Annotated in this window: 20 protein-coding genes; 8 read left to right on the top strand and 12 right to left on the bottom strand. The window is 60.8% G+C overall.

All coding sequences use genetic code 11. The features are described 5' to 3' along the window. Window positions 1-154: 154 nt before the first annotated feature. Entirely contained in the window at window positions 155-1,441 is a 1,287-nt protein-coding gene (purD, locus tag BFR47_RS04645; RefSeq protein ID WP_071471983.1) for a phosphoribosylamine--glycine ligase, read from the bottom strand. 221 nt (window positions 1,442-1,662) lie between these two features. Beyond that, window positions 1,663-3,246 (bottom strand): bifunctional phosphoribosylaminoimidazolecarboxamide formyltransferase/IMP cyclohydrolase, encoded by a 1,584-nt coding sequence (gene purH, locus BFR47_RS04640; protein WP_071471982.1) that lies wholly within the window; start codon window positions 3,244-3,246, stop codon window positions 1,663-1,665. A gap of 205 nt (window positions 3,247-3,451) precedes the next feature. On the opposite strand from purH, the gene zntR reads away from it, so the two are divergent. Beyond that, window positions 3,452-3,880 (top strand): Zn(2+)-responsive transcriptional regulator, encoded by a 429-nt coding sequence (gene zntR / locus BFR47_RS04635; protein WP_071471981.1) that lies wholly within the window; start codon window positions 3,452-3,454, stop codon window positions 3,878-3,880. A gap of 73 nt (window positions 3,881-3,953) precedes the next feature. Here zntR and BFR47_RS04630 read toward each other — a convergent pair whose 3' ends face one another. The 6 genes from BFR47_RS04630 to BFR47_RS04610 all read right to left on the bottom strand — a co-directional run bounded on the left by BFR47_RS04630 (window position 3,954) and on the right by BFR47_RS04610 (window position 8,506). After that, window positions 3,954-4,376, bottom strand: a complete 423-nt coding sequence (locus tag BFR47_RS04630; RefSeq protein WP_071471980.1) for a universal stress protein — start codon at window positions 4,374-4,376, stop codon at window positions 3,954-3,956. A gap of 7 nt (window positions 4,377-4,383) precedes the next feature. After that, window positions 4,384-5,064 (bottom strand): TRAP transporter large permease subunit, encoded by a 681-nt coding sequence (locus tag BFR47_RS19025; RefSeq protein WP_281245940.1) that lies wholly within the window; start codon window positions 5,062-5,064, stop codon window positions 4,384-4,386. Further along, window positions 5,001-5,699, bottom strand: coding sequence for a TRAP transporter large permease subunit (locus BFR47_RS19020; protein ID WP_281245939.1), 699 nt, complete (start codon window positions 5,697-5,699; stop codon window positions 5,001-5,003). Before BFR47_RS19020 ends, BFR47_RS19025 begins: the two co-directional genes overlap by 64 nt. After that, a complete protein-coding gene (locus BFR47_RS04620) occupies window positions 5,699-6,229 on the bottom strand; it encodes a TRAP transporter small permease subunit (RefSeq protein ID WP_071471979.1) in 531 nt (176 codons plus the stop codon). The genes BFR47_RS19020 and BFR47_RS04620 overlap by 1 nt, the downstream gene beginning before the upstream one ends. Window positions 6,230-6,291: 62 nt before the next feature. Then, complete coding sequence (gene dctP, locus BFR47_RS04615; RefSeq protein ID WP_071471978.1) at window positions 6,292-7,299, bottom strand: TRAP transporter substrate-binding protein DctP; 1,008 nt, start codon at window positions 7,297-7,299, stop codon at window positions 6,292-6,294. Between the two features lie 274 nt (window positions 7,300-7,573). Then, window positions 7,574-8,506: a LysR family transcriptional regulator gene (locus tag BFR47_RS04610; protein ID WP_071471977.1), complete on the bottom strand. Its 933-nt coding sequence runs from the start codon at window positions 8,504-8,506 to the stop codon at window positions 7,574-7,576. Window positions 8,507-8,739: 233 nt separating this feature from the next. Here BFR47_RS04610 and BFR47_RS04605 point away from each other — a divergent pair, with 233 nt between their 5' ends. Together BFR47_RS04605 and gabT are read left to right on the top strand one after the other, a co-directional pair. After that, entirely contained in the window at window positions 8,740-10,203 is a 1,464-nt protein-coding gene (locus tag BFR47_RS04605) for an NAD-dependent succinate-semialdehyde dehydrogenase (protein ID WP_071471976.1), read from the top strand. 24 nt (window positions 10,204-10,227) lie between these two features. Then, on the top strand, window positions 10,228-11,508 hold the full coding sequence (gene gabT, locus BFR47_RS04600; RefSeq protein ID WP_071471975.1) for a 4-aminobutyrate--2-oxoglutarate transaminase: 1,281 nt from the start codon (window positions 10,228-10,230) through the stop codon (window positions 11,506-11,508). A 573-nt stretch (window positions 11,509-12,081) separates the two neighbouring features. Here gabT and BFR47_RS04590 read toward each other — a convergent pair. The 4 genes from BFR47_RS04590 to rraA (BFR47_RS04575) form a co-directional block, all read right to left on the bottom strand. Continuing rightward, complete coding sequence (locus BFR47_RS04590; RefSeq protein ID WP_071471973.1) at window positions 12,082-13,005, bottom strand: GntR family transcriptional regulator; 924 nt, start codon at window positions 13,003-13,005, stop codon at window positions 12,082-12,084. Window positions 13,006-13,277: 272 nt separating this feature from the next. Then, window positions 13,278-14,045, bottom strand: a complete 768-nt coding sequence (locus BFR47_RS04585; RefSeq protein ID WP_071471972.1) for a hydroxypyruvate isomerase family protein — start codon at window positions 14,043-14,045, stop codon at window positions 13,278-13,280. Between the two features lie 4 nt (window positions 14,046-14,049). Further along, window positions 14,050-14,718 carry an aspartate/glutamate racemase family protein gene (locus BFR47_RS04580; protein ID WP_071471971.1) on the bottom strand — a complete coding sequence of 223 codons (669 nt, stop codon included), beginning with the start codon at window positions 14,716-14,718 and terminating at the stop codon, window positions 14,050-14,052. Window positions 14,719-14,736: 18 nt separating this feature from the next. Next, window positions 14,737-15,219: a ribonuclease E activity regulator RraA gene (gene rraA, locus BFR47_RS04575; RefSeq protein WP_071472215.1), complete on the bottom strand. Its 483-nt coding sequence runs from the start codon at window positions 15,217-15,219 to the stop codon at window positions 14,737-14,739. Window positions 15,220-15,471: 252 nt separating this feature from the next. On the opposite strand from rraA (BFR47_RS04575), the gene BFR47_RS04570 reads away from it, so the two are divergent. The 5 genes from BFR47_RS04570 (at window position 15,472) to rraA (BFR47_RS04550) (ending at window position 21,741) form a co-directional block, all read left to right on the top strand. Then, complete coding sequence (locus BFR47_RS04570; RefSeq protein WP_071471970.1) at window positions 15,472-16,542, top strand: isocitrate/isopropylmalate dehydrogenase family protein; 1,071 nt, start codon at window positions 15,472-15,474, stop codon at window positions 16,540-16,542. 73 nt (window positions 16,543-16,615) lie between these two features. Further along, window positions 16,616-17,884 carry a 3-oxo-tetronate kinase gene (otnK, locus tag BFR47_RS04565; protein ID WP_071471969.1) on the top strand — a complete coding sequence of 423 codons (1,269 nt, stop codon included), beginning with the start codon at window positions 16,616-16,618 and terminating at the stop codon, window positions 17,882-17,884. Beyond that, a complete protein-coding gene (gene otnC / locus BFR47_RS04560; RefSeq protein ID WP_071471968.1) occupies window positions 17,881-18,516 on the top strand; it encodes a 3-oxo-tetronate 4-phosphate decarboxylase in 636 nt (211 codons plus the stop codon). Before otnK ends, otnC begins: the two co-directional genes overlap by 4 nt. 9 nt (window positions 18,517-18,525) lie before the next feature. Next, window positions 18,526-21,213, top strand: coding sequence for an aconitate hydratase AcnA (acnA, locus tag BFR47_RS04555; protein ID WP_217645444.1), 2,688 nt, complete (start codon window positions 18,526-18,528; stop codon window positions 21,211-21,213). Window positions 21,214-21,243: 30 nt separating this feature from the next. After that, on the top strand, window positions 21,244-21,741 hold the full coding sequence (rraA, locus tag BFR47_RS04550; RefSeq protein WP_071471967.1) for a ribonuclease E activity regulator RraA: 498 nt from the start codon (window positions 21,244-21,246) through the stop codon (window positions 21,739-21,741). The last annotated feature ends 29 nt before the right edge of the window (window positions 21,742-21,770 follow it).

Below are 21,770 nucleotides of genomic sequence, written 5' to 3'. Positions count from 1 at the left end.
GCACCAGATCGTCGACGGCACCTGATTAGATAGTAGGCGGTTTTTATGCGATCAGCTGTTGGGGTGGGGTTTCAGAGGGTCTGCCAGCGGCTCAGGGAATGGTGATAAAAAAAGCGGCCCGAAAGGGCCGCTCTGGTTTGCAGGCGAATGGCGCTTATTGCTGCTGTTCGCGGGCGATGGCGCGGTAGGCGATGTCGCTGCGGCTGAACACGCCTTCCCACTTGATCTGGCGCGCGGCGGCGTAGGCGTTGGCCTGTGCCTCGGTCACGGTGTTGCCCAGGGCGGTGGCGCACAGTACCCGACCGCCGGAAGTCACCAGTTCGCCGTCCTTGAACTTGGTGCCGGCGTGGAACACCTTGGCGGTGTCGGTGCCGGCGGGAATGCCGGTAATGACATCGCCCTGACGATAGTGACCGGGATAGCCACCGGCGGCCAGTACCACGCCGACGGAGGCGCGGGGATCGAAGTCGGCGGTGACCTTGTCCAGCTCACCCTTGCAGCCGGCCAGACACAGTTCCACCAGATCGGACTGCAGACGCAGCATGATCGGCTGGGTTTCCGGATCGCCGAAGCGGCAGTTGAATTCGATTACCTTAGGCTGGCCCGCGGCATCGATCATCAGGCCGGCGTAGAGGAAGCCCTTGTAGACATGGCCTTCTTCCGCCATGCCGCGTACGGTCGGCATGATCACCTGTTCCATGATGCGATCATGGATTTCCTGCGTCACCACGGGGGCCGGGCTGTAGGCGCCCATGCCGCCGGTGTTGGGGCCGGTGTCGCCGTCACCGACGCGCTTGTGATCCTGGCTGGTGGCCATCGGCAGCACATGCTCGCCGTCCACCATGACGATGAAAGAGGCTTCTTCGCCGTCGAGGAACTCCTCGATCACCACCCGGCTGCCGGCGTCACCGAAGGCGTTACCGGCCAGCATGTCGCGTACCGCGGCTTCGGCTTCTGCCAGCGTCATGGCCACGATTACGCCCTTGCCGGCAGCCAGACCGTCGGCCTTGACCACGATGGGAGCACCTTTTTCACGCAGGTATTCCAGCGCCGGTTCCACCTGGGTGAAGTTCTGATAGTCGGCGCTGGGGATCTTGTGGCGAGCCAGAAAATCCTTGGTGAAGGCCTTGGAGCCCTCCAGCTGGGCGGCGGCCGCACTCGGGCCGAAGATGGTCATGCCTTCGGCTTCGAAGGCGTCGACCACACCGGCCACCAGCGGGGCTTCGGGGCCGACGATGGTGAGCGCTACCTGCTCTTTTTTGGCGAAAGCCAGCAGGTCCTGAATGTCGGTGGCAGAGATGGCCACGTTGGTCAGGCTGGGTTCGAGCTCGGTGCCGGCGTTGCCGGGAGCCACGAATACCTGGCTGACGTTGGGAGACTGGGCGGCTTTCCAGGCCAGGGCGTGTTCACGACCGCCACCGCCGATTACCAATACCTTCATGGTCTGTTCCTCTAAATTATCAAAGCAAACGAAGGAAGCTACGAGTCTTTAAAGTGCAACTCGGCCGGTTAGAGAGGGACAGGGGGAAATCTCTAAGCCGACTGTGAAATGCCATGGATGGCATTTCCGAGCCCCCATGGATGGGTTCACGGCGTGTCGGCGTGAGATTCCCCCTGTCCCGATATTACCCAGCGTTCGGCAACACCGCTCGTAGATTCCTATCAGTGGCGGAAGTGACGCATGCCGGTGAAGATCATGGTCATGCCATGCTCGTCGGCGGCCTGAATGATTTCTTCGTCACGCATGGAACCACCGGGCTGGATCACGCAGCTGATGCCGGCGGCGGCGGCGGCGTCGATGCCGTCACGGAACGGGAAGAAGGCGTCGGATGCCATCACCGAACCTTCCACCTGCAGGCCTTCGTCGGCGGCCTTGATGCCGGCAATCTTGGCGGAGTAGACGCGGCTCATCTGGCCGGCGCCGACGCCGATGGTCTGACCGCCCTTGGCGTAGACGATGGCGTTGGACTTGACGTACTTGGCCACTTTCCAGCAGAACAGCAGGTCCTGCAGTTCTTCCTCGGAGGGCTGGCGCTTGCTGACGACCTTGATATCGTCCAGACCGATCATGCCCTGATCGCGGTCCTGCACCAGGATGCCGCCGTTGACCCGCTTGATGTCACGGCCCTTGGTCTTCTCGGTCCACTGACCGCATTCCAGCAGGCGTACGTTTTTCTTGTCGGCCACGGCGGCCTTGGCGGCGTTGGAGATGCTGGGCGCGATGATCACTTCCACGAACTGGCGCTCGATAATGGCGCGGGCGGTGGCTTCGTCCAGCTCGCGGTTAAAGGCGATGATGCCGCCGAAGGCGGAAGTCGGGTCGGTCTGGTAGGCGCGATCGTAGGCTTGCAGCAGATCTTCACCCAGGGCCACACCGCAGGGGTTGGCGTGCTTGACGATCACACAGGCCGGGGCGTCGAATTCCTTCACGCACTCGAGAGCGGCGTCGGTGTCGGCGATGTTGTTGAACGACAGTTCCTTGCCCTGCAGCTGCACGGCGGTGGAAACGGACGCTTCGTCGATATCGTTTTCCACGTAGAAAGCGGCGCTCTGGTGGCTGTTTTCGCCGTAGCGCAGATCCTGCTTTTTGGTGAACTGGTAGTTGATGGTCCGCGGGAAGACGGAGTCTTCGCTGGCTTCATGGTAGGCCGGGACCATGGTGCCGAAGTAGTTGGCAATCATGCCGTCGTACTGGGCGGTGTGCTCGAAGGCGGCAATGGCCAGGCTGAAGCGGGTGGCCTGGGTCAGGCTGTTGTTGCCGGCATCCATCTCGGCCAGCAGGCGGTCGTAATCGCCGGCATTGACCACGATGGCCACGTCGTTGTGGTTCTTGGCGGCGGCGCGTACCATGGTGGGACCACCGATGTCGATGTTTTCGATGGCATCCTCGAGGGTGCAATCGGCGTTGGCAACGGTATTGGCGAACGGGTAGAGGTTAACCACCACCATATCGATGGGCTGGATGGCATGCTCGGCCATGATGGCATCGTCCTGACCGCGACGGCCAAGAATACCGCCGTGTACCTTGGGGTGCAGGGTCTTGACCCGGCCGTCCATCATTTCCGGGAAGCCGGTATAATCGGACACTTCGGTAACGGGCAGGCCCTGTTCGGCCAGCAGGCGGGCGGTGCCACCGGTGGACAACAGTTCCACGCCGCGGGCATGCAGGCCCTGAGCGAAGGCGACGATGCCGTGTTTGTCGGACACACTCAGCAGAGCACGGCGAATGGGTCGAGCAGTTTCCATGGGTTCTCGTTCCTTTAACGATCAATCGGGGGGTTTGGTAAAAGCGACAAGGCTGTCGACTTTACCAAACCGCCTGGTACGCCAGAACGGGGCGGCATATTCTACTGCATTTTGTGGCTGCTTGTTTGACTATTTGCTTTGGTGTCAAGAGATTTCACGTGTAACAAAACCCGGTTTTCGGGGCCCATTTTCAGGGGAGTAACGCATGTTTCGGATTGGTGAACTGGCCAAACACTTCGGGGTAAAGGCCGATACCCTGCGTTTTTATGAAAAAGAGGGTCTGCTCACGCCCAGCCTGCGCTCACCGGCGGGATACCGACTGTACAGCGAGGAAGACAAGCGGCGGCTGCATTTCATTCTGCGCTGCAAGCGGGTGGGCTTTTCCCTGAAAGAAGTGGAAGAATTACTGTCGCTCAGGGTCAGCAGCTGCCAGGTGAGCTGTCGCGAGGTGAAGGCGGTGGCCGATACCAAGATCGCGGATGTGGAAGAGCGGATTGCCGAACTGGAGCGGTTTCGTGACTCCCTGCAACAGCTGTCCGACGCCTGCTGTGGCGGCCTGGAAAGCGCCGAGCATTGCTCCATTCTGGAAGCGCTGGACGGCAAGCGGCTCACCGCCGAAAACAACGCCCGCTAGCGGCCCTTCAAGGGCAGCATGCGCCGCCCTCTTTCCCGCTGTGCCCGCCCGCCCGGCTCTGGCCGGGCCGGCGCTAGCGGATCACCAGCACGGCACAGTCGGCGTGACGGACCACCTTGGAGGCATTGGAACCAAGCAGATAGGTCTTGGCACCCGGGCGCGAAGCCGGCATCACGATAAGCTCGATGTCATGCTTTCTGGCCTGGGCGAGGATGGTGTCGTACACCACCCCGTGCTTGATTTTGATTCGTCCCTGATGCTGCGCCGGAATATGGGCCTGCATGAAGTCGCCGAGCTGCTGTTCGACCACCTTGTCCAGGTTGCCGATCAGCTCACTGGAATACAGTGGCGCGGCGGCATGGTGGACGCGGGCCGAATTGACGTACAACAGGTGAATCTGTCCCTGCGGGTGACACAGTTTCAGGGCCGACGCCACTACCTGTGGGTAGAGCTCCTGATGCTCGAAATCCAGCGGTAACAGTATTTGCTTGAACATAAGTGCGTTATCCCATCAGTTTGTTAGGCAGCCAGGTGACGAGTTCCGGCACCAGCATGCAGAGCACCAGTACGCCCAGCTTGAGCATGACGAAGGGCAAGACCGACTTGTAGATATCCATCATGGTCACCCCGGGAGGGGCAATGCCCTTGAGATAGAACAGGGCGAAGCCGTAGGGTGGGGTCTGCACCGCGATCTCGATGTTCAGGATCATCAGGATACCGAACCAGATGGGATCGTAGCCCAGGCCGATGGCGATAGGCGTGAACAGCGGCGCACAGATCAGCACGATGATCATTTCATCGATGATAAAGCCGAGCAGCAGCATGATCACCTGCATCATCAGGATGATCATGATGGGCGGCAGATCCAGGCCGGCGGCAAAATCGGCCACCATGCCCTGCACCCCCATCAGCAGATGAAAGTTGCTGAACACCGAGGCGCCGAGCACTATCCAGATGGCCACGCTGACCAGCAGAGCGGTTTCGATACCGGAGCGCTTCATCATCTTGAGCTTGAAGCGTTTGTACATGATGGCCAGCAACAGGGCGCCGACCACGCCGATGGCCCCTGATTCGGTGGGGGTGGCAATACCGGTGATGATGCTGCCGAGTACCAGCACGATCAGGCCCAGCGCCATGAAGCCGTCGCGCAGGGTAATGAAGCGCTCGCGGGCATTTTTGGGCACGTCCAGCGCATGGCCCACGGCGCCCGGCTGGGGTTCAGTTTGCAGGAAATCACCACATAGAGCACCATCACGGTGATGGAGATCAGCGCCGGCACCAGGGCGGCAACGAACATCTTGCCAACCGAGGTCTGGGTGGTGGAGCTGAACAGTATCATCGGGATGCTGGGCGGGATCAGGATGCCCAGGCCACCGCCGGCCATGATGACACCGAGCGCCAGCTTCTTGTCGTAGCCGCGTTCCAGCATCGGGCGCAGGGCGATGCTGCCGGAGGTCATGATGCCGGCGCCGATAATGCCGACCATGGCGCCGATCATGGAGCAAACGCCGATGACACTGATGGCCAGCGAGCCGCGAATGCGGCCGATCACCAGCTGGCTGGCCTTGAACATGGCATCGCCGATGCCGGAGCGGGTCAGCAGCTGGCCCATGTAGATATAGAGCGGGATCGCCAGCAGCACGAAGCTGAACAGGGTGCTCTCTATGGTCGTCGGCACTATGTTGAAAATACCTTCGCCCCAGGTGGCATAGCCAATCAGCATGGCCACGCCACCCAGCGCCAGGCCCACCTGGGCACCCAGCGCAAAGGAAATCAGTACGCCCAGCAACAGCAGGCCGGTCAATAACTCGATACTCATTATTCTTCGTCCTCAGACAGCAGGGGCTCACCGGTGATCAATTGCCAGATGTCTTTCAGCATGTCACTGGACAATTGCAGTAAAAACAGCAGGGCGGCGGCGGTAACCATCACCCAGAAATGGCCGATGGAGGGGCCCCATTCGGACTGGCGGGTATAACCGAAATCGATGGCTTCCAGCGCCTTTTCCCAGCTTTTACTCGCCACTATGATTAAAAAGAATCCGCCCAGGGTATTGGACACCAGATCGAAGATGTTCTTGGTGCGCTGGGATACCGACAGGTAGAGGATATCGACGTTGATATGCGCTTTTTTCAGCTGGCCACTGGCACCGCACAGGGCGCCGATATAACCGAACAGAAACAAAGATACGTCGTAGGCCCACATGGTCGGGCTGTTGAGTACGTAACGGGAAAACACTTCAAAGGCAAGGGTTGCCGCCAGCAGGGGAAGGGCCAGGGCGATGGTATTACCGACGGTCGAAACCAGCAGTCCAGTCCCTTTGCACCATAAACAAAGTAGTTTTTTCATTATGCATCCATGGCATGAAAACAGCAGCCCCGCCGTAGCGGGGCTATATCATCGGAAAGGGGTTACTTCATCAGTTCTACGAGACGAGAGCTGTATTTGTCGGTTTTGCCGTAGTGGGCCCACACGGCTTCGGCCGCCTGCTGCCACTGGGCCTTGTCGGCGTCGGACGCCTCGGGGCTCCAGACCATGCCGATTTTTTCCATGTCGGCTACGGCTTCCTGTTCCCACAGGGCGGATTTCTCTGCCTGTTCCTTGGCGTGCCACTTGGCGGCATCACGCACGATCTGCTTCAGGTCATCCGGCAGCTTGTTCCAGGCGTTCTTGTTCACCAGCACGGGCAGGGCCTGGGCGCTGGATACCGGCAGCGGGTACATGAACTTGGCCACTTCGGCGAAGTTGCCGTCGCGGTGGTCGATCAGGTTGGAGCCGATGGTACCGTCGATCACGCCGGTCGCCAGGCTGGTATAGACTTCGCCCCAGGCCAGGTTGACCGGAGAGGCGCCCAGCTCGCGGAAGAAGCGGCCGTAGGCACCCGGAGCGCGAATTTTCAGGCCCTTGAAGTCTTCGATGGACTCGATTTTGGTCTTGGTGATGACGTAGACGCCAGGCTGGAAGTAGGGATCCAGCCACACCAGGCCGTGGCGGTCATAGGCTTCGGTCAGTACTTCGGACCAGCCTTTTTCATAGAACTGGGCATTCAGTTCTTCCAGGGTGCCGCTGGTGCCGGGCAGGCCGACTTCAACCACGCCAAAGGGAATTTCACCGGCGTGCATGGGCTGGAAGGGGGCGGCCATGTCGAGTAGACCGGACTTGGTGGCGCCGATGATACCGTTGGTATCGACACCTTCACCGGCGTAGAGCATGTTGATTTTCATGCGGCCGTTGGAGTCGGCTTCTATCTTGTCGGCAAAGGACTGATAGACATCACCGAAGGCGGTGCCGCGGGAGTAGAGATTGGTAAAGCGCCAGGTCACATCGGCGGCCATGGCTTCCATGGTGGCGCCCATGCCGGCAACGGCAATCAGGGAGGCGGCGATTTTGGTACGAGCGGAGCTCCAGATACGAGTCATGTTGTAGTCCCTTGTGTTGTCACATTCCATCTGCCTTGAGTCGGGCTCAAAGTCGGTATTTTGTGTCGGTTACCCTCTTGGGTGGCGTAAGTCTGCGCCAGCCTCAAAAGGGGTTAAATACATAATCATTCATGTTTGGTTTGAGCCCAGTCAAACAAACCACGGTAAAGTACGCGATGAGCAGCAGTAAGCACCATTATGGTGCGTAAATGAAGCAGATTGGTTTGCTGTCATCTGAGGCGAGTCACGCGGCAGAACTAGTTGGGGGCCGGCTTCAGGGCTCGACCTTCAGGTGGTCGAGCAGTAGCTGCAGAAACAGCGATTTCAATCGGCTCTGGCGGCCGTGCAGGCGAGTGATGGCGGAAATACCGAGATCATGATTCTTCTGTTCTGGCAGCAGGGCCTTGAGCCGACCACTCTCGACCCAGCGGCGGGCGACGCTTTCCGGCAGAAAGCCGATGTACTGGCCGGACAGGATCAAGGCCGCCCTGGGCTCGTAATGATAGGCCCGGCCCGCCAGGCGCATGTCGGCCAGCTGGGCACTGGACTCGGGATTGGTGTAGATACCGGGATGGATCAGCTTGCTTTCTCCCAGTCGTCGTTCTATTTCCTGGTCGTCTTCAAGGGTAAACAGCGGGTGACGATCGCTGCAGTATAAAAAGCAACGCACCTTGTAAAGGTGATGGTACTCCAGCCCTTCCAGATCCCGGTGGTAGTGAATAAAGCCGATATCCGCATCTTCATTCAGCACCCGTCGTTCTATTTCACCCATGTGAGCGACATCCACGCTGACATTGACGTCGGGTGCCTGTTTGCCCAGTGCCGCGAACACATCGGTCATGGGAAATTCGTCTTCCAGCCAGATGTTGTCGCTGGAGACGATTTTCAGCTCGCCGGTGAGTTGCTCGTGCAGCTCGTTGACGGTGTAGCGAAACTCTTCCAGCCGGGAAAACAGTCGCTTGGCAGACTCGTAGATCACCATGCCGTCGTCGGTGAGGGAAAAGCCCGAACGCCCCCGGCGGCAGAGCTTGAGCTTGAGCCGGTTTTCCAGGTTGGCCATGTGCACACTGATAGTGGAGCGACTGATGTTGAGTTCGGTTTCGGCCGCCGAAAAGCCGCCGCATTCGACGACCGTCTTGAACAGCTTCAGCAGACGTATTTCATAATCACCGATTTGGCCCAGTACGGGGCGGCTTGCCTGACTCATAGTTTGAAACTCTTCAATGTGAATGTTGATACGTGATCATTTATGCGACTTTAAACGCAAGGCTACCATGCAATCAAAATATGGCCAATGCCGGCGCAGGGGCCGTCACGATAACCGGCGTGTTCAGGCGGTTTTGGTGATGGCGGTGCCGGTCCAGTGGCCGGTGGTCGGCCCATCTTCAGGGGCCTGCATGGAATCAACACCGAGCACAGTTTCGAGAGGCACAGTTTCTTATGAGCATGAATTCAGTCAACAGCAAGCTGGTGAAGGATGCCGGTCATATTGCCGGTGAATGGTGTCAGGCCGACAGCGGCGCCACCATTGCCGTTTATAACCCGGCGACCGGCGAGCAACTGGGCCAGGTGCCCGACATGGGCATTAACGAAACCCGGGCTGCCATCGATGCGGCCAGCAAGGCCCTGGCCAACTGGTCTGCCGTGGCACCCAAGGAGCGGGCCCGTCTGCTGCGCTGCTGGTTTGATCTTATCATCGAGCACAAGGAAGATCTGGCCCGGCTGATGACCCTGGAACAGGGCAAGCCGCTGTTCGAAACCCGTGGTGAGGTGCTGTACGGTGCCTCCTATGTCGAATGGTATGCCGAAGAAGGCAAACGGGCCTACGGCAAGGTGTTTGCCGCCCCCACCGCCGACAAGCGGGCGCTGAGCATTCAGCAGCCCATCGGCGTGGTGGCGGCCATTACCCCCTGGAACTTCCCCAATGCGATGATCACCCGCAAGGTTGCCCCGGCGCTGGCTGCCGGTTGCACCGTGGTGCTCAAGCCGTCGGAAGAAACGCCGTTTTCCGCCCTGGCGCTGATGGCGCTGGCCGAGCAGGCCGGTATTCCCGCCGGCGTGATCAACATGATCACCTCCAGCCAGGCCGCCGCCGTGGGCAAGGTGCTGACCGACGACAGCCGGGTACGCAAGCTGTCGTTCACCGGCTCTACCCGGGTTGGCAAGCTGCTCTATGGTCAGAGTGCCGACACCGTGAAGAAGCTCAGCCTGGAGCTGGGCGGCAACGCGCCCTTCATCGTGTTCGACGATGCGGATCTGGATGCCGCCGTGGCCGGCGCCGTGATCTCCAAGTTCCGCAATGCGGGCCAGACCTGCGTGTGCGCCAACCGCATTCTGGTGCAGGACGGTATTCACGATGCCTTCGTCGCCCGTTTCAAGCAAGCGGTCGAACAGCTGGTGGTCGGCAACGGTCTGGATGACAGTTCCACCCTGGGCCCGGTGATCAACCAGGCGGCCATCGACAAGATTGCCGGCATGGTGGACAAGGCCCAGAGCGAGGGCGCCAGCCTGGTCACCGGTGGCCAGCGTCACCCGGCGGGCGAGCTGTTCTTTGCCCCGACCATTCTGACCGGTGTGACCCAGCAGATGGAGATTGCCCGGCAGGAAATTTTCGGCCCGGTGGCGCCGGTCATTCGTTTCAAGGATGACGCCGAAGCCATCGCTATCGCCAACGACACGCCCTATGGTCTGGCCGCCTATTTCTTTACCGAGAGCCACAGCCGCATCTGGAAAGTGGCCGAGGCACTGGAATACGGCATGGTTGGCATCAACGAGGGCATTCTGTCCAACGAAATTGCCCCCTTCGGTGGCGTAAAGGAATCCGGCCTGGGCCGGGAAGGCTCCTCTCAGGGGCTGGAAGATTACATGGAAACCAAATATCTGTGCATGGGCGGCATCCGCTGAGCAAGTTTTTCAGGAGACAAGACAATGAGCAAGAATCAGGAACTGCAACAACGTAAAGATGCCGTCTTCGCCCGCGGCATGGGCAACATGGCCGCCGTTTATGTCGATCATGCCAAGAACAGTGAAATCTGGGACGTGGAAGGCCGCCGTTTCATCGACTTCGCCGCCGGTATCGCCGTGGTCAACACCGGCCACAGCCATCCGCGCATTCAGGCCGCCGTGGCCGAGCAGCTGAGCCGCTTCAGCCACACCTGCGCCATGGTGACGCCTTACGAGAGCATCGTGGCCCTGGCCGAGAAACTGGTCGAGCTGGCGCCGGGTGATACCCGCAAGAAAGCCATGTTCGTAACCACCGGTGCCGAAGCGGTGGAAAACGCGGTCAAGATTGCCCGCGCCCACACCAAGCGCAGCGGCGTCATCGCCTTCAACGGCGGTTTCCACGGTCGTACCAACATGGCCATGGGCCTGACCGGCAAGGTAGCGCCCTACAAGGCCGGTTTCGGTCCTTTCCCGAGCGAAATCTATCACCTGCCTTTCCCGAACGAGTATCACGGTGTGACCGCCGAGCAGTCACTGAAGGCGCTGGACGAGCTGTTCCATTGCGATATCGAACCGGGCCGGGTCGCGGCGCTGATCATCGAGCCGGTACAGGGTGAGGGTGGTTTTTATCAGGCACCGCCGGCCTTCATGCAGCAGCTGCGTGCCATCTGTGACCAGCACGGCATCGTCCTGATCTGTGACGAAATCCAGACCGGTTTCGCCCGTACCGGCAAGCTGTTTGCCACCGAATACGCCGGCATTGAGCCGGATCTGATGACCATGGCCAAAGGCATCGCCGGTGGCTTCCCGCTGTCTGCGGTGGTGGGCAAGGCCGACATCATGGACGCCGCCAACCCGGGTGGCCTGGGCGGTACCTACGCCGCCTTCCCGCTGGCCTGTGCCGCCGGTCTGGAAGTACTGAACATCATCGAGGAAGAGCAGCTGTGCGACAAGGCGCTGGCCATCGGTGAACTGATGAACAAGCGCCTGAGCGAGCTGCAGGCCAAGTATCCTCACCATATCGGCCAGGTGCGCAACCTGGGCGCCATGGTGGCGATGGAGCTGGTCCACAATGGGGATGTGGATCAACCCAATGCCGAGCTGACCAAGGCGGTGGTGGCCAAGGGGATCGAGAAGGGAGTGATCCTGTTGTCTTGTGGGGTACGTGGCAACGTGATCCGCTTCCTGCCGCCCCTGACCTCGCCGCTGGAAGTGGTTGGTGAAGGCCTGGATCTGCTGGAGCAAGTACTGGCAGATTTGATTTAAGCTACTGAAGCGTCGATGTCATCAATATTTGGCGGGCCTGGAGGCCCGCCTTTTTTATGGCTTATTCCGGAGCAAGCTGGGGGTAGCCCATGCTCCTGACGATACGGATCTGTATGGGCTCGAATCCGACATCGATTCCGTCTTTGATACCCATCGCATTAAACATTCGATCTGTTTGACGGTCATGCCCTCTCGGACCAAGGGTCTGCTCTGCCGATTCGCCGTGAACCCATCCTTGGGGGCTCTTCCGCACCATTTGTGGTGCGGATGGTCGGCTGAGCAGTGCTCTTTGTTCTTTATGCAGATTGGTATGATTGTGGCGCGCAAGCGATGAATGGCCACGTTGATGACCGTCACCCTTCAATGGTTACATGTAGAGGTATGTGGTAACGGTATTTAGCACTTCTGTATTTATTAAGTGCAATCAGGGGGGGTATTTTTGTGTAAATAAGTTCAATTTTCGGTTGTTATGATACTAACCACAATATTGGCCGGTGGTTTGTAGGGGGGCGTTGCTGGCAAGTGAGCATGCCGCGACCCGATGACGCCGGTGTCATCGGGTCGCGTTGAGCGTTATTTTCCCTTTTCGGCGATTTCCGCCAGATATTCTTCGCGCAGTTGCAGGATCGGCGATTTTTCGGCAAAGGAGCCGCTAAGGTGGCGGCGCATCAGGTGGGCCGCTTCCAGGTTGTCACCCTGTTCCACCAAAGTGATCATCTGTATGTGCTCTTCGCACTGCCGGTACATCCGCTGGCGGTTGACCATGGCCCGGTATTCCAGCAGCCGGCGCATCTTGTTGAGCTGCACCAGAATCATGTGATAGATGGGATTGCCGGACAACTTGATGAACTCCTCGTGAAAGTGCACCCCCGTCTTCAGCAGCACGTCGGCGGGCAGAGTTTCGATGCCGCCATCGAGCAGTTCCTGCTGGTCCTTCTTTAATTTTCGTAACTTTTCCAGATCGTGCTGGTAGCTCTGCTCCAGCAGGGCGCCGGGCTCGATCAATGAGCGTACCTTGTAGATCTGCTCAAGGGTTTCCGGCGTTTTGGCGACGTTCAGGAAGCGCCAGCCATACCCGGGCTTCTGTTCTGCCCAGCCGACCCGAGACGCCAGGTTCAGGATGTCGATTACCTGCACCTTGGTCAGGTTGTAGCGCTGCCGCAAGAACTGCTCGGTGACCTCTTCGGGAATGGCGTCATTGAGCCAGTCTTCCGCCAGTCGGTAGTACTCCTCCGGTTCTTCGAGGGAGATGACCCTGTCTCTGTCTTCCTGAGGTTCGGCGGGAGGATCGATGACGAAAAAGCCCCGGTTGGGCAACTGTTCCAGGTAGCCCTGATCGGCCAGTACCATCAATGCCTCGCGGGCGGGGGAGCGAGATACCTTGAAGTCATCGGCCACCTTTTGTCCGCTGAGGTGGCTGCCGATGCCCAGCTCGCCGAGCAGGATTCTCTGTTTCAGGGTGGCGACGATGCGCTGTACTAGGGTGCTTGAGCTCATAGTCCGGTTACTTGGCGTTGAGTGAAGGGGTGAAGGGGTTTATGGATAGCCCCCTCAACAGTGCTGCTTGATTGTGGCCATTTTCGCGGCCCGTCATTATTGCCAAAAATGGGGCCAAACACCAGCTTGCCCGGCATCAGGCCCAGTATCCGGCTCACCCAGCTGGCCGATGAGCCTAGTACCATGCCGTTCCTGCTTCTTGCGGGGAGAGGCAATGCAGCATGTGGCCCATGCAGTAGCGGTTTGAGGGGGGCGGCCCAGTAACCAGATCATCAACATCTCGTGGCGTAGGGGACGAGCCAGTCCAACCCCGCATTCGTGCCGTCGAGCGGGTGGTATTCGCAGCCAATCCAGCCCGCGTAGCCGCGCCGTTGCAGCAGGTCGAACAGAGCGGGAAAGTCCAGGCTGCCGGTGCCCGGCTCGTGCCGGCCCGGGGCATCTGCTACCTGTACATGGCCCAGGTGTGGACACCAGGCCTCCAGCAGGGCGAGAAGATCGCTGCCAGAGTTGCTGGCGTGGTAGCTGTCGAAGATCAGCGCCAGGTTGGGCGAGTCGATGGCGTCAAACAGCCACTCGGCTCGTTCGAACCGGTTCATGAAATAGCCGGGGGCTGAGTTTTCGCCGATCACCTCGATCAGACTCTGGATGCCCTGATCGGCAAAAAACTCCACGGCATATCGGATATTGTCCAGGTAGTGGTAGGCGTCGGTAGGGTCATTCGGTCCCTCACAGCCGGACATCAGGTGCAGACTCCGGCAACCCAGGTGACGAGCGTAGTGCAGGGCGTCGTACAGACCGGCGCGAAAGGCTTCTTTGTGTCCGGTCAGGGCAGCCAGTCCTTTGCTGTCACCCAAGGGGGTAGCGAACTGTACCAGTTGCAGCTCATGGCGGGCGAGCTGCTCCGCCAGCTCGCCCACATCCTGTTCATAGGGAGAGGGAAACTCCACGGCGCGGTAGCCGGCCTCAGCCGCGGCCTTGAAGCGTGCGAGAAAAGGCATATCGTTGAATTGAAAGCCGAGATGGGCGTTGAAGTTGAGCATGGCGCTATCCCTTGTATGCGGTAACGGCCTGGTACATCCCCATCACGGCGCTGTCTGTAGTAGCGAGCACGGGCAGGGAGGTCGCGGCGCGAACGGCCGGTAACGCAGACACCATGGAAAACTGGGCGAAACAGATAATGTCGACGCCTTCGATGTGGGCCGCCATTTCTGCCAGCAGGTCATCGTGCCGCTGGGTGTCCCCCGCATGCAGCGCCTGCAGGGCCTCGGGGCAAACAAAGGCGCTCAGCTCCAGCGGCTTGCCAACGGCGGCGGCATGGCTGTGGAACTCGTCGGTCATTGAGTCGATGGCGGGTTCGAAGCTTGCCAGGATGGCAATACGCCGGGTCCGGGCCACGGCCTCCTCGATCATGGCATGGTTGGGCTTGAGTACCGGTATGGTCAGGCGCTGCTGGCATTGTTCTATGGCCTCGCCAAAGGCCGAACAGGTGAACAATATGCCGGCTGCACCGGCATCCTGGGCGTAGCGGGCCAGGGCCAAAAAGCGCTCGCTGAGAGACTCGCTCAGCCGGCCTTCGGCGGCCAGATCCCGAGACAAGGAGTCTTCCAGCAGGTTGGCCAGCTCCGCCTCTGGCCAGAGACGGGCGAAGGCCTGGTTGATGGGATCCACGGCGACCGGGGTGGCGTGGATCAGAAAAATTCGGGGTGCTGTCACCGTTAGTGCTCCTTGAGATTATTGGCTGGTGAGGGTATCGATAACGACAACCCCGTCTTCGTCGGCGTAGATCCGATCGCCGTTGGCGATAAGCTGGCCACCGATGTTCACGGTCAGACCAACCTGACCTTCCTCACGCTTGACCGACTTGCGCGGTGACGTGCCCAGCGCCTTGATGGCGATGTCCAGCTGGGCGAGTGCTGCCTTGTCACGAATGCATCCGTTGATGATCACGCCTGCCCAGCCGTTTTTCAGCAGATCTTCGGCGATCATGTCCCCCAGCAGGGCGCAGCGATGACTACCGCCTCCGTCAACCACCAACACTCGGCCTTCGCCCGACTGCATGCTCAGCGTCTTGATGTGCGAATTGTCCTCGAAGCACTTTACCGTGACGGCGGGGCCGCTGCAGTGGGCCCTGGCACCGAAGTCGACAAGGGGTTGAACCACTACGCGTGCCAGATCGCCATGCTCATCACAGAGGTCTGTGGTGTTGAATGTCATTTTCTCTCCCGGGTTATTCAGGTTGAACGAACTGTTAAAAGAGTTGCACATATTGGTTTTGTATGCAATAAAATGCAATATGTTCATGGCAATGAGCGGGCTGTATACCCCCTTTGAGTGATGAGCATTTCATTTTTACGTTCAATAAGGCAGATATCCCATGGTCACACGGGTCATTCGCGGGGCTTGACACCACTGCGTTCGACTCCGCTATGGAAAGCCTGAGAGACAAACAAAAATTAGGAGAGTGTGATGCGAATTCTGGTTCTTCCCTGTGATGGTATCGGTCCCGAGATTGTTCAGTCGTCCATGTCTGTGCTGCAGGCAGTGAACGGCAAATTCAGCCTGGGCCTGCAGTTCGATTACGACGATGTGGGCTTCAAGAGCCTTGAACTACATGGCACAACACTGCGCGACGAGGTACTGGAAAAAGCCAAGACCTACGACGGCATCATCCTCGGTACCCAGTCCCATGCGGACTACCCTGCTCCGGAAAAAGGTGGACGCAATGTGTCGGCGGGCTTCCGTATCGGGCTGGATCTCTACGCCAACGTACGCCCGGCCCGTACCCGCCCTTTCCTGGCCTCAAACATGAAGGAAGGCAAGCGCATGGATCTGGTGATCATGCGCGAGGCCACCGAGGGCTTTTACCCGGATCGCAACATGACCCGGGGCTGGGGTGAGGTGATGCCGAGTCCCGATATGGCGCTGTCTACCCGCAAGATCACCCGCCATTGCAGCGATCGCATCGCCCGCCGGGCGTTCGAGCTGGCCATGAAGCGCAACAAGAAGGTTACTGCCATCCACAAGTCCAACAGTTTCCACATGACGGACGGCCTCTTCCTCGAGTGCGTGCGCAACGTGGCCAGAGAGTTTCCTGAGGTGGCGCTTGACGATCTGTTGGTTGATGCCTCCACCGCGCACCTGGTACGCAACCCCGAGCGTTTCGACGTGCTGGTGGCCACCAACTTCTATGGCGACATCATCAGTGACCTGGCCAGCGAGCTGTCCGGCAGCCTGGGCCTGGCCGGCTCCATCATGGCCAGCGACACACACTGCTGTGCCCAGGCACAGCATGGCTCGGCCCCGGATATAGCCGATCAGGACAAGGCCAATCCGGTGTCGATGATATTGTCGGTGGCCATGCTGCTGGACTGGATGGGCGAGCACCACGGCAAGCCGGCCTTGTCGGAAGCGGCCCGGGTTATGGAGCAGGCGGTAGACAAGGTGCTGGAAGATCCTGCTCGCCGTACCGCCGATCTTGGCGGCCGATTGGGTTGCCGCGCCTTCGGCGAGGCGGTGGCCGAGGTCATCAACGGCTGACGAGCTCTGCTCATGGATTGAACCCCGTGACGGGCCCGGCTTCAGGCCGGCCCGTCCATTAAAGGAGAATACGGTGAATAAACCTTTGCTCGGTTGCATTGCTGACGATTTCACCGGCGGAACGGATCTGGCCAGCACCCTGGTCGCCAGCGGCATGCGCACGCTACAGGTTATCGGCGTGCCGCGTGAGCCGGTGCCCGCCGATATTGATGCCATTGTCATTGCCCTGAAGACCCGTACCCAGCCCGTCGACGAAGCGATAGATGGTTCGCTGGCCGCTCTGGACTGGCTCAAGGCCGCGGGATGCCGGCAGTTTTTCTTCAAGTACTGCTCCACCTTTGATTCCACCGACCAGGGCAACATCGGCCCGGTGGCGGATGCCCTGCTGGCATCATTGAATAGCCGCTTTGCCCTGGCCTGTCCGGCCTTTCCTGCCAACCAGCGGACTGTATATCAGGGATACCTCTTTGTCGGCGATGTGTTGCTGAATGAATCCGGCATGCGCCACCACCCCCTGACGCCGATGACCGACGCCAACCTGGTCCGGGTACTTCAGCAACAGACCGCCAGGCCGGTGGGGCTGGTGCCCTGGCCCACCGTTTCCCGTGGGGCAGCGGCCATCCGCTCCGCCTTCGACAAGCTCGAACAGACGGGGCACGGTTACGCCATTGTCGACGCCCTGGACGACCAGCATCTGCGGGCCATCGGCGAGGCCGCCGCCGGGCACCGGCTGATCACCGGCGGCTCGGGTGTCGCATTGGGCCTGGCGGAGAATTTTCGCCGCGCAGGCCTGCTGGAAGAGGACCGGCAGGCCGGTGTGCTACCCGGGGTTGAGGGGCTGTCGGCGGTATTGTCCGGCAGCTGTTCGCTGGCGACCAATGCCCAGGTGGAACACTGGCAGCGGCACAGGCCCAGCTTTCAGCTGGATCCCCTGCAACTGGCCGAAGGACGGGATCTGGTTGCGGAGGCGCTGGCCTGGGCCGCGCCCCTCGTCGCCCACGGGCCGGTATTGATATACGGCAGCGCTCGGCCGGAACAGGTCAAGGCAGCCCAGGAACAGTTGGGGGCGACACGGGCCGGAGCCTTGGTCGAGCAGGCGCTGTCCCGCATCGCGGTAGGTTTGAGGGAAATGGGCGTGAGCAAGCTGGTACTGGCCGGCGGTGAAACTTCCGGCGCCGTGGTCAAGGCGCTGGACGTGCGCGCCTTACGGATCGGAACCCTCATCGATCCCGGGGTTCCCTGGACCCGGTCTCTGGACGACAGGCCCATGTGGCTGGCGTTGAAATCCGGCAATTTTGGGGCGGTCGACTTTTTTGAGAAAGCGTTGGGGATGCAGGAATGAACGAAAACAAACAGCGGGAAGAAATCGTCCTGTTAGGCAAATCAATGTACGACCGTGGACTGACTCACGGTGGCACGGGAAACATCAGCGTCCGGCTGGAGGATGGCTGGCTGCTGACGCCGACGGGCTCGTCTCTGGGCCGGCTGGATCCGGCCCGGTTGTCGAAGCTCGACTGGCAGGGACGCCATATCAGCGGCGATCTGCCGTCCAAGGAGGCCATGTTGCACCTCGCCATGTATCAGGAGCGTCCGGTCAGTGGCGCCGTGGTGCACCTGCACTCGACCCACTCTGTCGCGGTGTCGGTGCTGGACGATCTGGACCCGGAGGATGTGCTGCCGGCCATCACCGCTTACTACGCCATGAGGGTAGGCAAGCTACCACTGGTCCCTTACTACGCGCCCGGAGATCCTGCACTGGCCGAGGCGGTACGGCGCTTCTCCAGCCAGCACCATGCCATGCTGCTGGCCCACCACGGCCCCGTCGTGGCCGGCTCGGATCTGCATGCTGCGGTGGATGCGACCGAGGAGCTGGAAGCCACGGCCCAGCTGTTTCTGCTGCTGTTCCAGCACAAATTCAGAACCCTGAAGTCTGAGCAGGTGGCCGATCTGCAACGCCGTTTCGCCAAACGCTAGGGTACTGCCATGATGTTGACAAACCCGAGCCCTGAGCATCTCAGTGAGCTGCAGATTGACGGCCGGCGCTACGCCTACGTGGATTTGCACAAGCTGATCGAGCCGGCGGCGTTGTGCCGTCTGCCATATTCCCTGCGTATCCTGCTCGAAAATGTGGCGCGTTGCTCCCCGGAGTTTCTGGATGAGGTGCTCGCCTGCGCCCAGGGGCAGGGGGCCGCCGGCGAAGTGCCGTTCTACCCCAATCGCCTGATGTTCCACGATACCACCTGCCTGCCGGCACTGGCCGACTTCGCCGGCATGCGCGATCGGGTGGCGGAGCTGGGCGGCGATCCCGCAGCCTTGAACCCCATGATACCGGCGGTGCTGACCATCGATCACTCGGTCATCGTCGAGCACTATGCAGAGGATGCGGCGGTGGAGCGCAACCTGGACATCGACTACCGGCGCAACGGCGAGCGCTACCGCTTCATCAAGTGGGCCCAGCAGAGCCTGGATAACTTCAGGGTGGTGCCGCCGGGCACGGGCATCATTCACCAGGTGAACATGGAATCCCTCGGTACTGTGGTGTGGGAAAGCCGAACCGAAGACGGTACGCCGCTGCTGCACCCCGACAACATGGTAGCCACCGACAGCCATACACCGATGATCAATGCCATCGGCATCCTCGGCTGGGGCGTGGGCGGGCTGGAAGGGCAGGCCGCCATGCTGGGCGAGCCGGTGCCGATTCGCTTTCCCGAGGTGATCGGCATCCGCCTGCACAACCGGCTGCGCCCGGGGGTTACTGCCACCGATCTAGCACTCAAGATCACCGAGCTGCTGCGCCGCAAAGGAGTAGTGGGCAAGTTTGTCGAATTCTGCGGCCCGGGCCTGTCGGAGCTGGGCTGGGCCGCGCGCGGCACTCTGTCCAACATGGCGCCGGAATACGGCGCCACCGTGGTATTCTTCCCATTCGACGACGTCACCATGGCATACATGGAGCTGACCGGCCGAAGCCCAGAACTGCGCGCGCAGATCCGTGCCTACTTCGAGGCTCAGGGACTGTGGCGGCGGGATGAGCTGCCACAGCCTGAGTTCGCCGAGCTGATCGAGCTGGATCTGGCGGACATCACCCCGGCGGTAGCCGGCCCGCATCACCCCCACCAGTGGCAGCCCCTGGCCGAGGCCGGCAGCTCCTTTCGGCGTGAGGTGCTGGGCCTGGGCGAGGGGGTGATCGCTGGCACCCTGGATCCGGACGCCCGCTTTGGCGAGCCGGCCTTCGGCGAGACGCTGGGGCACGGCGCCATCTCCATCGCCGCCATCACCAGTTGCACCAATACTGCCAACCCGGCGCTGATGATCCAGGCCGGTCTGCTGGCCCGCAACGCCCGCCGCCGCGGCCTGCGGCCCAAGCCCTGGGTCAAGACCTCGCTGTCGCCGGGCTCCCGGGTGGTGGCGGATTATCTGGAGCAGGCCGGGCTTCTGGCGGACTTTGCCGCCCTCGGCTTCTCTCTGGCCGGTTTCGGCTGCATGACCTGCATCGGCAATTCAGGCTCTCTGGAGCCTCGTCTGGACAAACTGGTAGATCGGGGACTCAGGACGGTGGTGGTGCTGTCAGGCAACCGTAATTTCGAAGGCCGGGTCAACCCCAGGGTCCAGGCGGGCTATCTGGCCTCACCTGCGCTGGTGGTGGCCTATGCCATTACCGGCACCATCGACAGTGACCTGACCAGTGATCCCCTGGGTGTGGACGGCGAGGGGCGGGAGGTCTACCTGCACGAGCTGATGCCGGGTGAGGAGGAGATCCAGCAACAGGTGGCCGCCAGCCTGCACCCGGAGCAGTTCGCCCGGCGCAACGCCACCCTGTGGGACGGCACCCATCACTGGCGAGCGCTGTCAGCCGAGGGGAGTGTTCGCTTTCCCTGGGATCCCGGCTCAACCTACCTGCGTCGTCCCATTTATACCCAGGCCATCGACCCTGCACCCAGGGTCAGCCTGGCCATCGACAACGCCCGTGCCCTGCTGGTGCTGGGCGACAATGTCACCACCGATCATATATCTCCGGCAAGTGCCATTCCGGCCGACAGCCAGGCCGGCCGCTGGCTGCTGGCGCAGGGCGAATCGTCACGGGACCTTAACCAGTATTCCACCCGCCGCAGTAACCACGAGGTGATGATGCGCGGAGCCTTCGTCAACCGGGCGGTGCGGAACCGGCTGCTTCAGGCGTCGCCTGGCGAGGGGGGCTGGGCCCGGGCGGCAGACGGACGGCTGCTGCCGGTGTACGAGGCGGCGCTGAGCTACGCGACCGAGGCGGTGCCTCTGGTGGTGTTCGCCGGCTTCAACTACGGTGCCGGTTCCAGCCGCGACTGGGCCGCCAAGGCGCAGGCTACCCTGGGGGTAAAGGCGGTGGTGGCGCAAAGTTTCGAGCGTATCCACCGCAGCAACCTGATCGGCATGGGCGTGTTCCCCATCGAGTTCGAGCCCGGCATCGATGCCTCGCGGCTGGGGTTGAAGGGGGACGAACGGTTGTCGTTCGGAGGCCTGGATGCACTGGCTGTAGGCTGTAATGCGGTGGATCTTGAAATTGACCGGGCCGATGGCCGCTTCGAGCGGGTCAGGCTGAGGCTGAGGATCGACTCCCGCCAGGAGCTGTGTTACCTGAGCCAGGAAGGCATCCTGCCTTATATGGTGCGCAAGGTCATCGCCGTCACCCGTAGCTGACCCTATCGATGAGTAAAAAAGGACACAAGCATGAACACAACGGACTTATGCGATCTGCTGGGCGAAAGAATTGGCGTCCTTACCCCCTTGCTGCGGGATCTGGGTGGCCGACCGCGCTTTGCCGGCGAGGTGGTGACGGTGAAATGCTTTGAGGACAGCTCCCGTATCAAGGAGCTGATCGTCATTCCAGGGCAGGGGAAGGTGCTGGTGGTGGACGCCGGTGGCAGCGAGCGCTGCGCTGTGTTTGGCGACATGAGCGCGGCCACCGCCATTCGAAATGGCTGGGAGGGGGTCGTCATCTACGGCTATATCCGCGATGCCGAGCCCCTGGCACAAATGGATCTGGGGATGCGGGCCCTGGGGGTGGTACCCATGGGCTCGACTCGGCGTGGGCTGGGGCTGACGGAGCTGGCCATCGACATTCAGGGCGTACGCTGTCATCCCGGCGATTACCTGGTGGCGGACGAAAATGGCGTGGTGGTGATCCCGAGGGAGCTGACGAGTGAGGCGCTGACGGCAGTGACATGACTGCCCCCATGGCCAAAGACGCAGTCAGC

The organism is Oceanisphaera psychrotolerans, from assembly GCF_001870485.1.
In the GTDB taxonomy this organism is placed as follows: Bacteria; Pseudomonadota; Gammaproteobacteria; order Enterobacterales; family Aeromonadaceae; genus Oceanimonas; species Oceanimonas psychrotolerans.
This window is presented reverse-complemented; position numbering and strand designations above follow the sequence as displayed.